The organism is Blautia sp. 1001283B150304_161114_C9 (assembly GCF_015668165.1).
Taxonomy (GTDB): Bacteria; Bacillota; Clostridia; order Lachnospirales; family Lachnospiraceae; genus Blautia_A; species Blautia_A wexlerae.
On sequence record NZ_JADPGO010000019.1, the window covers coordinates 43,246 to 55,961 of the forward strand.

The 12,716-nt window shown below is 42.9% G+C and carries 7 protein-coding genes and 1 tRNA gene; 5 read left to right on the forward strand and 3 right to left on the reverse strand.

What is annotated here, in order from left to right; translation table 11 throughout:
• Nucleotides 1–42: 42 nt before the first annotated feature.
• Genes ilvB through I4V44_RS10930 form a run of 3 tightly spaced genes read left to right on the forward strand, consistent with a single transcriptional unit; the run spans nt 43 to nt 3,963 of the window.
• Nucleotides 43–1,734, forward strand: a complete 1,692-nt coding sequence (ilvB, locus tag I4V44_RS10920) for a biosynthetic-type acetolactate synthase large subunit (protein ID WP_055059475.1) — start codon at nt 43–45, stop codon at nt 1,732–1,734.
• Entirely contained in the window at nt 1,718–2,800 is a 1,083-nt protein-coding gene (gene serC / locus I4V44_RS10925; RefSeq protein ID WP_055058074.1) for a 3-phosphoserine/phosphohydroxythreonine transaminase, read from the forward strand. Before ilvB ends, serC begins: the two co-directional genes overlap by 17 nt.
• Entirely contained in the window at nt 2,800–3,963 is a 1,164-nt protein-coding gene (locus I4V44_RS10930) for a phosphoglycerate dehydrogenase (RefSeq protein WP_196002708.1), read from the forward strand. Before serC ends, I4V44_RS10930 begins: the two co-directional genes overlap by 1 nt.
• Nucleotides 3,964–4,047: 84 nt before the next feature.
• Here the strand turns inward: I4V44_RS10930 and I4V44_RS10935 are convergent, their stop codons facing one another.
• The 3 genes from I4V44_RS10935 to I4V44_RS10945 form a co-directional block, all read right to left on the reverse strand.
• Nucleotides 4,048–7,647 carry an MBG domain-containing protein gene (locus tag I4V44_RS10935; protein WP_196002709.1) on the reverse strand — a complete coding sequence of 1,200 codons (3,600 nt, stop codon included), beginning with the start codon at nt 7,645–7,647 and terminating at the stop codon, nt 4,048–4,050.
• A 105-nt stretch (nt 7,648–7,752) separates the two neighbouring features.
• A complete protein-coding gene (locus I4V44_RS10940; RefSeq protein ID WP_196002710.1) occupies nt 7,753–8,781 on the reverse strand; it encodes a helix-turn-helix domain-containing protein in 1,029 nt (342 codons plus the stop codon).
• A 143-nt stretch (nt 8,782–8,924) separates the two neighbouring features.
• The gene (locus I4V44_RS10945) at nt 8,925–9,899 is read right to left on the reverse strand and encodes a carbohydrate kinase family protein (protein WP_025577613.1); all 975 of its coding nucleotides are present in this window, start codon (nt 9,897–9,899) and stop codon (nt 8,925–8,927) included.
• 253 nt (nt 9,900–10,152) lie between these two features.
• Between I4V44_RS10945 and glgB the strand changes: the two genes are divergently transcribed.
• Both glgB and I4V44_RS10955 read left to right on the forward strand, forming a co-directional pair.
• The gene (gene glgB, locus I4V44_RS10950) at nt 10,153–12,417 is read left to right on the forward strand and encodes a 1,4-alpha-glucan branching enzyme (protein ID WP_196002711.1); all 2,265 of its coding nucleotides are present in this window, start codon (nt 10,153–10,155) and stop codon (nt 12,415–12,417) included.
• 60 nt (nt 12,418–12,477) lie between these two features.
• Nucleotides 12,478–12,550 (forward strand) — tRNA-Thr (locus I4V44_RS10955).
• Nucleotides 12,551–12,716 lie beyond the last annotated feature (166 nt).

The following is a 12,716-nucleotide window of genomic DNA, read 5'->3' on the forward strand; positions in this document are numbered from 1 at the left end:
AACCTGTGATTCCTGCCTGAAAAGTTAGGAGGATACGTAAAGATGCAGCTTACAGGTGCTGAAATCATCGTTGAATGTTTAAAAGAACAGGGCGTTGACACTGTATTCGGATATCCGGGCGGTGCCATCCTGAATGTATATGACGCCCTCTATGAATATAAAGACCAGATCACACATGTACTGACTTCTCATGAGCAGGGAGCATCCCATGCAGCAGACGGATACGCAAGAGCAACCGGTAAAGTCGGTGTGTGTCTTGCAACTTCCGGTCCCGGAGCTACCAATCTGGTAACAGGAATCGCTACCGCATACATGGATTCCGTACCAATGGTGGCAATCACATGTAACGTGGGAACCCCGCTGCTCGGAAAGGATTCTTTCCAGGAGGTTGATATTACAGGAATTGTAATGCCTATCACAAAGCACAGCTTTATCGTAAAAGACATTACTACTCTGGCAGACACTGTACGCAGAGCATTCTATATTGCAAAGAGCGGACGTCCCGGTCCTGTGCTTGTAGATGTGACCAAGGATGTGACAGGTGCGAAATATGAATATACTGCCTGCGCTCCTGCTGAGATCACACCGAAAACAGACACCATCAAAGACGAAGACATTGCAACTGCAGTACAGATGATCAAAGAAGCGAAGAGACCATTTATTTTTACAGGTGGCGGCACGATTATCTCAGAAGCATCCAGAGAAGTGACAGAGCTTGCTCACAGAATCGATGCTCCTGTATGTGACAGTCTTATGGGTAAGGGAGGATTTTCCGGAGAAGATCCTCTGTACACAGGAATGCTTGGAATGCATGGGACCAAAACTTCCAATCTTGGTGTCTCAGGCTGCGATCTCCTGATCGTGCTGGGAGCCAGATTCAGTGACCGTGTCACAGGAAACACGAAGACCTTTGCAAAGAATGCGAAGATTCTCCAGATTGACGTAGATGCTGCAGAGATTAACAAGAACATCGTAGTAGATGCAAGTGTGGTAGGAGATGAGAAAGAAGTTCTCAAACGTATTCTGGCAGAGGTTCCGGAAATGAGACATCCGGAATGGACTGCACATATCAGTGAACTGAAGGAAAAATATCCGTTAAGATATGATCATTCCCAGCTTACAGGCCCATACATTATTGAAAAGCTGTACGAACTGACAAAGGGAGATGCCATCATCACAACAGAGGTTGGACAGAACCAGATGTGGGCAGCTCAGTATTTTAAATACAAAGAGCCAAGAACCTTCCTTTCTTCCGGTGGCCTGGGAACTATGGGATATGGACTTGGTGCAGCCATCGGTGCCAAGATGGGAAGACCGGACAAGACAGTGGTAAACATTGCAGGTGACGGCTGCTTCCGTATGAATATGAATGAGATCGCAACAGCAGTCCGCTGTGGCAGACCTTTAATTGAAATCGTATTGAACAATCATGTACTGGGAATGGTACGTCAGTGGCAGACCTTGTTCTATGACCACAGATATTCCCATACAATTTTAAATGATGCAGTAGATTTTGTGAAACTGGCAGAAGCCATGGGAGCAAAAGCAATCCGTATCACAAAGATGGAAGAGGTAGAGCCTGCATTAAAAGAGGCTCTGGCATGTCCGGGACCTATCGTACTTGACTGTATGATCGATCAGGATCTCAGCGTATTCCCGATGGTACCGGCAGGCGCAAGCATTGATGATATTTTTGATGAGGAGGATATGAAAAACAATGAGCAGAGTGTATAATTTTTCCGCAGGACCGGCTGTACTGCCGGAAGAGGTACTGAAAGAAGTAGCAGAGGAGATGATGGACTATCAGGGCTCTGGTATGTCTGTAATGGAAATGAGCCACAGAAGTGCTGATTTCCAGAAGATCATCGACGAGGCAGAGCAGGATCTCCGTGATCTGATGAAGATTCCGGATAACTATAAGGTATTATTCCTTCAGGGCGGAGCTTCCCAGCAGTTCGCAGCAATCCCTATGAACCTTATGAAGAACAAGGTAGCTGATTACATTGTAACAGGACAGTGGGCAAAGAAAGCATACCAGGAAGCACAGAAATATGGAAAAGCAAACAAGATCGCTTCTTCTGAGGATAAGACTTTCTCCTATATTCCTGACTGCAGCGACCTTCCAATCAGCCCGGATGCAGACTATGTATACATTTGCGAAAACAACACAATCTACGGAACAAAATTCAAGAAGCTTCCCAACACAAAAGGAAAAACTCTGGTAGCAGATGTTTCCTCCTGCTTCTTATCTGAGCCTGTTGATGTATCCAAATATGGCATCATCTATGGCGGTGTACAGAAGAATATCGGACCTGCTGGTATGGTAATCTCCATTATCCGCGAAGATCTGATCACAGACGATGTTCTGGAAGGAACACCTACTATGCTGAAATTCAAAACACAGGCAGACGCAGGTTCTCTTTACAATACTCCAAACTGCTACTGCATCTATGTATGCGGTAAAGTCTTCAAATGGCTGAAGAAAATGGGCGGTCTGGAAGAAATGCAGAGACGCAACATCGAGAAAGCAAAAATCCTCTATGATTTCCTTGATCAGAGCAAACTCTTCAAAGGAACTGTTGTACCGGAAGACCGTTCTCTCATGAATGTACCTTTCGTAACAGGTGACAAGGACATGGATGCCAAATTTGTAAAAGAAGCAAAAGAGGCAGGACTTGTAAACTTAAAGGGACACCGTACAGTGGGCGGTATGCGTGCAAGTATCTACAACGCTATGCCAAAAGAAGGTGTGGAAGCACTGGTTGCTTTCATGAAGAAGTTTGAGGAGGAAAATGCATAATGTTTCAGTATCATTGCCTGAATCCCATTGCAGAAAAAGGTCTGGGATTATTTGATGAAGAATATAAGAAAAGCGAAGATCTGCAGGAGTGTGATGCAGTCCTTGTAAGAAGTGCAAAGATGCATGACATGGAGCTTCCTGAGAGCGTAAAAGTAATCGCACGTGCAGGTGCAGGTGTCAACAATATTCCTGTAAAGGACTGTGCAGAAAAAGGTGTGGTAGTATTCAATACACCGGGCGCCAATGCAAACGGTGTTAAGGAGCTTGTACTTGCAGGTATGCTCCTTGCTTCCCGTGATATCGTAGGTGGTATCGAATGGGTTGCCAAAGAGAAAGACCAGGAAGACATCGACAAACTTGCTGAGAAACAGAAAAAACAGTTTGCAGGATGCGAGATCATGGGCAAGAAGCTGGGTATCATCGGTCTTGGTGCCATCGGAGCAATGGTGGCAAACGCTGCTTCTGCACTTGGAATGGAAGTATACGGATATGATCCATACATCTCTATTGATGCTGCATGGAATCTTTCCCGCACCATCAAGCACATCAAGAGCCTGGATGAGATTTATTCCCAGTGTGATTACATCACCATCCATGTGCCTCTTCTTGACAGCACAAGACAGATGATTAACAAAGAAGCATTAGACAAGATGAAAGACGGCGTAGTACTTCTGAATTTTGCCCGGGATCTTCTGGTTGATGAGGATGCCCTGATCGAAGCATTAGACAGCGGAAAAGTAAAGAAATATGTGACAGACTTTGCAAACCATACAGTAGCAGGACATAAGGGAATCCTGGTAACTCCACACCTTGGAGCATCTACAGAAGAATCCGAAGAAAACTGTGCGGTAATGGCAGTAAAAGAAGTCAGAGATTTCCTCGAGAACGGAAATATCAAGAACTCTGTAAACTTCCCCAACTGTGATATGGGAACCTGCGTAGCAGTAGGACGTATTGCCATCTGCCACAAAAACATCCCGAACATGATCAGCCAGTTCACCAAGATCCTTGGTGCAGAAGGTCTGAACATCGCAGATATGACAAACAAGAGCAAAGGCGAATACGCATATACTCTCATTGATCTGGAAAGCGCAGCATCCAAAGAAGCACTGAATGAGCTGAAAGCAATTGAAGGTGTTTCCAGAGTTCGTGTGGTAAAATAAGAAACATTGATCTGAAAAAGTAATAAAAAATCTCCTGTGATTCTGGTTGCAATCACAGGAGATTTTTTATTACTTTACTATAAACTATTTTTTGACTTTGAATTTTTTTATATCGGAATATGGACTGTAAACTCTGGATTTATCCTTGGAGGTCTTATTCCAGGAACGTACTGTCACATACCAGGTGCCTTTCTTTACATTTGTAAAGGTTACAGTTACGGTATTTTTGCCTTCTGTACGTTTCACATATTTCTTAACCGGATATTTCTCACCTGCGGAGGTCTTGTATTTGTTTCCGAGCAGGATTTCATAACCTGTGGCGTTTTTGCATTTTGTGTAAGTAACAGTCACAGTGTTTTCTTTTACAGTAATATCTTTGATCTTTGGCTGCTGTGGTGTGACAACAGTGATCTTGATCTTCTTGATCTTTGTCCAGGAACCATAGACCTTATTGCCCTGTGCATCCAGAACCCAGCTTCGGGCTGCCACATACCAGGTACCTTTTGAAAGATATTTGAAAGATGCCTGTGGCTTGCCTGTTGAGGAAACTGTTTTGCTGAATTTACCGGTCTGGAGCATATTTGATTTCTTGCTGATTACGAAGTCATAACCCTGAGCACCTGCACATCCTTTGGAAAGTTTGACAGTTAATTTATTTCTGTCAATGGAATGGCTGGAAATCTTTGTGTTAGCAGGACGCAGGTATGCACCGTTTTCATCTGTGATACTTCCGTCTGTGTGAATGACTCTGCCATTGAGAGATTCTGTACCAAATGCTATGAAATAATCCTGTCCTTTGGAAAGGGTAAAGTCAGCATATGGAATACTGCGCTCAAATGCACCGCCTACAGTTACAGTCTGGATACACTGCAGAACCCCATTCTCAGCATCATACCAGAACAGATTTGCCATAAGTCCTGCACAGGAAGCATCTGCCTTTACAGAAAGCACAGCCGGGAAATCGAAAGCTCCGTTTCTTCCAAGATGGAAACCGAAATCATTCTGGTTTGTGGAGATCAGGCTGTATAATGCTGCCGGGATATGTTCTGCTGTGTTTGTAACAGAAAGATCAGTATCGGCAGGTGTTTCTGCTGTAATGGAAGTACCGTTGATCTTCCAGATGAAACCATTCTCCATATCAAGATTCAGGGAAATATCTTTGCCTTTTATCCCGGATAAAACAGAAGCAGGAAGCGTCCTGGAACCGTTCAGGGTAATGGAAATGGTATCTTTTTCTTTGGAAGCCTTAATCAGATCGTTGACAGCATCCCAGCCTTTCTTCTGGAAACTTCCCTCAATGTAAGGTTCACCGTCGCCAAGTTTTCCGAGGTTTTTTGTATCCTGATGTTTGCACCGCTTACAGGTGTAAGTTATGATTCCGTCAGTTTCTGTAGTTGGTTCTGTAGTGATAACGCCGCTGTCATAGTCATGTCCATATGCGGAAATGGTATAACCATAGGAAATTGTTTTATTACAGTCTTTACAGTAGGTATCTCCACTGTATCCGCTGGAAGTACAGGATGGAGAGGAGTAGTAACGTCCTGCGGTGTGTTCGTGTGTACATTTACCTCTGATAATTGTGTAAGTAACAGTTTCTCTTTCATAATTGCCTTTGTCTGCATCAGAACCGGTATAAACTGCGATAACAGAATTACTTCCTTCCTGTAAATCCTTAGAAGAATCTTGCCAGTTCCAGTTTGTGGGTAAGTTAGTGGTTATATCTGCAACTTTCTTACAAGTCCATGGAACGAATATCTGGGGGTCCAAAGGAAGATTTGCTATCTTTGCTGGAAAGATTGTTGCTTGAATTTCATCAGAAACCCATGGCTCATAATTATCTTTGCTGATACGTATCCGTACTTTTGTTTTTTTAGAATCAGATACGTTTTTTACTTTCGGACAGGTTGTATTCCAGTTAGGACTTCCGGTTTCTGTTGAATATTCGACTGTACTGCCAGCTGGATAGGATGAATTTTCATTTATAACTGGGTGTTCGCATTCATCATATGTTCCACTATATGCTGTAATTTTGATGGAATCTTTATCAAAGGTTGCCGGATTAATCGTAAGTGTTCCGAGAGTTGCCTGTATATTATAATTTTTATTTGTATATGAAGCCATCGTGATTGACCAAGAGGTATTGGCATCTGTAATTGGTGAAGATTTTATTGCATTAGTTGTAAGTGTTATGCCTAAATCGTTGGTAGTATCATTAGGAGCTAGAGATGTTTGTTCAGATACTGAATAGGTTAATTCAGGATTATCTTCTCCATAGTTCCTTTCTTTATTATCAATTAAAATATTAAGGTTTCGACGCTCAATCGTGAAAGTCCAATCCGGATCTGTAAAACGGTTTCCTGCTATATTTGCCGTTACGGTATAAGTTCCTGCATTGATAGCCTCATTTGATTTCTGACCATCATCTTTATTATAATAGGACAGTGTAATTTTATCTTTTATATCTTCAATATTACATTCTAAAGGGGCTTTTTGCGCTGTTCCATCATATGTTAAATTCGATGGCTTAGTAAATGTAAAGTTCCGATTTGTAATAGGCTTGAATTCATTATTATTATTTTTTTTGTCAAAATAATAGGTTTGTGTTGTATTTCCGACAGAAATAGTATGCGTTTCACCGGTTAGCCATGCGTACAGCGGATCGACTGCTTGGTGATTCTTGGGTTCCCATGACGTAGGATTTCTATCAATTATTACAGCCTCAGATTTTGGATTTTCAATAGTACAACAGTAAACGTCTTTCCTTTGGGTGTTTTTTGGGGAGCTGGATACGGAAGAGGCTTTTACCGAGCCGCCATTAATAATAATATCAGAATTTTCACCGCCGATGCCAGTTCCACGTGTGGAAGATGCAGTTACCGAGCCGCCATTAATAATAATATCAGAGTTTTCACCGCCGATGCCAGTTCCACGTGTGGAAGATGCAGTTACCGAGCCGCCATTAATAGTAATATCAAAATTTTTACCGCCGATGCCAGTTTTGGATTCGGAAAATGCAGTTACCGAGCCGCCATTGATAGTAAGCGTAGAGTCGTGATTGCCGATACCAAAGTAACCCTTTGCAGTTAAACTGCCATTATTACCTGGAGAATTATTGATGCTAGTTTCAGAGCTAGGGTTAATCTGCAAAGCAGATTCTGAGCCGTGGTTTTCAAGGGAGTTGCTATTTTCTAAATATATATAGTTTTTACCTGTAGGATTATCTATAACTAGTGCTGGCACTGCGCCGGAAACAATATTTACATTATTTAGATAAATATAAAAGTTTCCATGCTGAGGTTGTTTGATTATAATGGGGTCATGAGTAATATTGCCATTACCATTAAATCTGTACGAACCAGGATCGCGTATTATCCAAGCATTTCTGGAATTATTATAAAGAGTATCGTTGGTATTATTCAAATCAATTTTTGTTAGATCAGCAGTAGCTGGCATAACATTTGCTTCATTGCTAAATTCAGGTATACTCTCTGAACTGAACACAGATAATTCTTCTTCTGTTTCTTCTATTACTTCCTGATTATCATCGGAAAAGATTTCAGGAATTTCTTCAGTTACCTCTTCCAGATTCCCGGAAGTAAATTCCCCCGCAAATATAGTCTGGGGGGGCATGTTTGTGGAACACAGTGCAAGTGCCATAACCCCGGCTAATAATTTCTTTCTCATAAAGATCGCCTCCCTGTTATAAAATATATGTTTATAGGGATATTATACATCATGGAATGAAATTATATAATGCCCGTTAGAAGGCAAAAAAGTGCCTTTTTGCTATTATTTATTTACAAATGGTTTCAATTCTTCGCGTTTTTCTATGCCCAGCAGATGGAAAATGCGGGAAAGATAATGTTTGATCGTATTTGGTGACAGAGACAGTTGTTTTGCGATTTCCTGATTGGTCCAGCCTTTGCTTGCGAGCATGGCTATGGAGAATTCCATAGGCGTCAGTTTATCTGTAACAGAGGACTGAAGCTGGGGATTATGAATAGCCATCCAGCCACGACTGAAGGCAATAACTGCCTGGGAAAGCTGTCTGTAACTTTCCGGTTCTGCAGGTTTGATGCAGGCTTCAATCTGTCCAAGCATCAACCCATGATGTTCGATAAACGGTTCCAGAAATCCATCCGGTTTTGCCATGTTCCATGCTTTTATCAGAGCTTCTCTGGCCTCATCCTGCTGTTTCAGGTTGATCAGACACATAATGATTACGCAGTAGAGATATTCCATGGCAACAGGATAGCAGCCGTCAAGCATCAGAAAGACAGACTGGCATAATCCCAGTGCCCGTTTATATTCTTTGTGAAGATAAGCGTTATGAGCGAGGATATAAACAGCATAAGCGCGAAGCCCTGAAGGTAAAGATGGCAGAAAATCCTGAAGAGGAGGAAGTCCGTCTGTGGGAAGATGCATCAGTACCATGGCCAGATAGTTGGCAAAAACACAGGAGGCCATGATTCCTTTTGGTGCAGAACTGTCTTTTGCGAGAAGAAGACATTCCTGAATATTTCTGAATCCCATTTTGGAGGCAGATGGATTGCCCAGAGTAAGATTGGAAAAAGAATATAAAAGTGCTGCGGACAGGCGCAGACAGAGATCTTTGTCCTGGAGATAAAGTTCCGCAATATTTCTGCATTCTTCTGCACGTCCCGAGAAATAATATAATTCAGCCTGTGCAATCTGCCGTTGATCCAAATCCTGAAAATTGTCCACAGTAGCCTGTGCCTGTCCGGGAGTAAAAGAACTGTTCATCAAGGGCATAAGACGGGAAAGAGCAGAATCCTGAAAATTATCTGATGAATTCATTATAAAAACACATCCTTATTATAATAGTAACAAACCGGAACCGGTATCAGCGTAAACAGTCCGGTGTAAATATGAGAATTAAAATGAAGCCCTGTCTGGCAGTGCAGCGGGCTTCATTATTGTCCATTAAGGAAATATATAAATTAACATCCTCTTGACTTCATAAAGTCAAGAACCTCTTCTTTGGTGGACATAACGCGAAGAGCACCCTTGCGTGTGGTGATCAGAGAAGCTGCCGCATTTGCGAATGTGAGCAGTTCTTTTAAGTTCTCTTCTGTCAGATTGTCCAGACCATGTTCCAGAACATAATTTAAGGAACTTGCGCAGAAGGTATCGCCTGCACCTGTTGTCTCGATAGTCTTTTCCTGAAGGAAAGGAGCAGCTTCCACTTTCATGTCTTTGTAGTAAGCGCGGCTTCCGTCTTTTCCAAGTGTGATAAGGATAAGCGGAATGTTGTATTTCTCTTTCAGAAGTGCGGCACCCTTGTCATAGTCTGTAGTTCCGAACAGGAATTCAACTTCGTTATCTGAGATTTTCAGAATATCGCATTTGCCAAGGCCATATTCAATCTCTGCCTTTGCGTCATCCAGAGATTTCCATAATGGCGGGCGAAGGTTCGGGTCGAAGCTGACGATACATCCGGCTTCTTTTGCAACGTCGATGGCATAGCGGGTTGCCTCGCGTACTCCTTCGTGAGTGGAAGAAAGAGTTCCGAAGTGGAAGATTCTGGAATCTCTGATCAGGTCTTCCTGGATTTCATCTTTGGTGAGCATCATATCTGCTCCCGGGTTACGGTAGAAGGAGAAATCTCTGTCTCCGTCAGGATAGGTGTGTACGAAGGCAAGTGTTGTGTGTACTTCGTTGTCGATCACAAGGTTGCGGGTATCGATCCCTACTTCCTCTACAGCATTCTTAAGCTGGGTTCCGAACATGTCGTTTCCGACTTTGCCGATGAATGCAGTTTTTTTGCCAAGTTTTTCAAGCATTGCAAGCACATTGCATGGAGCACCGCCTGGATTGGCTTCCAGCATCGGATTTCCCTGTGCGCTGTTACCGTTTTCAGTAAAGTCAATCAATAATTCGCCTAATGCGGTTACGTCAAAGGCTTTGTTTCCCATTTTGTATCCTCCTTGTTGTGATGGAAAGAAGCAAAGTATCCGGAACAAGATTCTTTCCATAGTTAATAACATAAATTTAGCGCAGGAAAGGGAATTTGTCAAACAATTTTCTTTATTTTTTTGTGCAAAGATGCTAAAATAAACATAACTTGATTTGTTATTGTTTACAGGTGACGTTTAATGTACCATAAATACGCTGCCGGTAAGAGTAACCGATCATCGTATTTCTGACAATCGGGGAGGTAGCACAGCTATGGACGAAAAAGTATACGGCTATATGGACTGGCCGAGGATTGAAGCTATTGTGTATGGAGAGGAAACTGCTCCCAGAGATGTGATGGGACCAAGGATCACACAGGACGGAGTTCTTATTCAGGGATTTTTTCCTGATGCAGAAGAAGTCAGTGTGATCAGCGGAAAGAAAACCTATGTCTGCGAGAAAGAAGACGAGGCCGGATATTTTGCAGTATTGCTTCCTGTACGCAAGGTGCCGGAATACAGATTCCTTATAAAAATGGGAGAGACAGAGACAGAATGTTATGATCCCTATGCTTTTCCATGCCAGATCACAGAGGAAGAGGAGAAGGCTTTCTGCGCGGGTGTTTATTATGAGGCATATAAGAAGCTGGGCGCACACCCTATGGAGATTAAAGGAGTGAAAGGTACTCTTTTTGCTGTCTGGGCTCCGAACGCAGTGAGTGTAAATATTGCAGGTGATTTTAATGGATGGATCGGACGTGCGACTATTATGCATCGTATGCCTATGTCCGGTATCTTTGAGCTGTTTGTACCCGGGGTAGAGGCAGGGACACATTATAAATATGAAATTAAAGTCAAAGGCGGCGAAGTTCTGTTAAAGGCTGATCCTTATGGGAACAGTGCAGACCATGATCCTGAGGGAGCATCTGTGGTAGCAGATGTAAGTGCTTTTCAGTGGAATGACGGAGACTGGATGAAAGAGCGTCACAGATTTGATGACAGGAAACAGCCGGTTTCTATATACGAAACATCTCTGGAGGAATGGAAATCCGCTGAGGAGCTGGTGGAATTTCTGGCAGAGGAAGATTTTACCCATGTGGAACTCCATCCTGTGATGGAATACCTGGATGATATTACAGGTGGTTATTCTACATATGCATATTATGCACCTACTTCCAGATTTGGAAGCGTGGCGGATTTTCAGAAGCTGGTAGATGAGCTGCATCAGGCGGGGATCGGTGTGATCCTGGACTGGACACCTGCACAGTTCCCACGTTATGCCTCCGGTCTGGAGAAATTTGACGGAACACCTCTTTATGAGAGACAGAATCCGGCAGAGGCGATTCATCCATTCTGGGGAACACTGCTCTATAATTACGGAAGCCCGATGGTGAAGGATTTCCTGATCTCCAATGCCTGCTTCTGGGCTGAGGTCTACCATGCTGACGGCCTGCGTATGGATGATGTAGATGCCATGTTGTATCTGGACTATGGCAGAAATCAGGGAGAGTGGACACCTAATATTTACGGAACCAATGAAAACCTGGATGCTCTGGAATTTCTGAAGCATCTGAATTCTGTGATAAAGGAGAGAAATCCCGGATTGCTTTTAGTTGCTCAGGAGAACGGACTCTGGCCGGAGCTGACAGACAGTGTGGAGAATGACCATCTGGGATTTGACTATAAATGGAGTGGCGGATGGACAAAAGATCTGCTTGAATATCTGAGTAAGGATCCTATTGAGAGAAAGAATTACCATGATCAGCTGACTATGTCCATGCTCTATGCATACTGCGAACATTATATTCTGACGCTTGGCAGCAGGGATGTTGGTACATTGAAGGATTTTGCGGATAAGCTGCCGGGAAGTGAAGAACAGAAGAATGCGCAGATCAGAGAGGCTTATGCTTATATGATGCTTCATCCGGGATGCAAGATGATGGCACCGGATAAAGATATGCCAAAGGAACTGGAAGTATTTGTCAAAGACCTCAATAATATGTATCTTGCTCATCCTGCACTTTATCAGCTGGATGATGAATATGATGGATTTGAATGGGTTCAGCTGATGAAGTATGAGGAGAATGTGATCGCATTCATGAGAAAGACAGAGAAACCGGAAGAAACTATTTTGGCTGTCTGCAATTTCGCGGCAATCCCATATGAAAACTACAATGTGGGAGTTCCTTTTGCCGGCAAATATAAAGAAATCTTTAACAGCGATGATAAAAAGTATGGTGGTAATGGTGTAGTAAATACGAGAGTTAAAGCGGCGAAGAAGGCTGAGTGTGATGAGAGAGAGTACTCCATCACAGTAAAGCTTCCGGCACTTGGCGTGGCAGTCTTTACCTGCACTCCGGAAGAAACTGAGAAAAAGCCTGCTGCCGAGCACAGCCAGATCAAGAAATCCATCACCAAGACAAGAACTGTACGCAAGGCTGCCGGGAAAACAAAAGCAGCTGTAAAAACTGCAGTGAAACCGGTGACGAAAACAGTATCTGAAATACCGGTCAAAAAGGACTTGACAGAGAAGAAATAATATTATAAACTAAATGCTGTGGCTGTCAGAATTATCAATTTCTGACAGATTACAGCATAAGCTGAAATAGCTCAGTCGGTAGAGCACTTCACTCGTAATGAAGGGGTCGTGAGTTCGAGTCTCATTTTCAGCTTGGAAGATATTGGGCAATTGTAATTTTATAGAAAATCCGCTATACTGAAAAGCAGAGTATAGTGGATTTTTTATGTTTTTATGGATGTTCGTATGGTGAGTACCTTAAAATTGCCGGTAGGAATTGAAATGATTGTAAAGAGAAATTTACGTTACTGTCCACACGC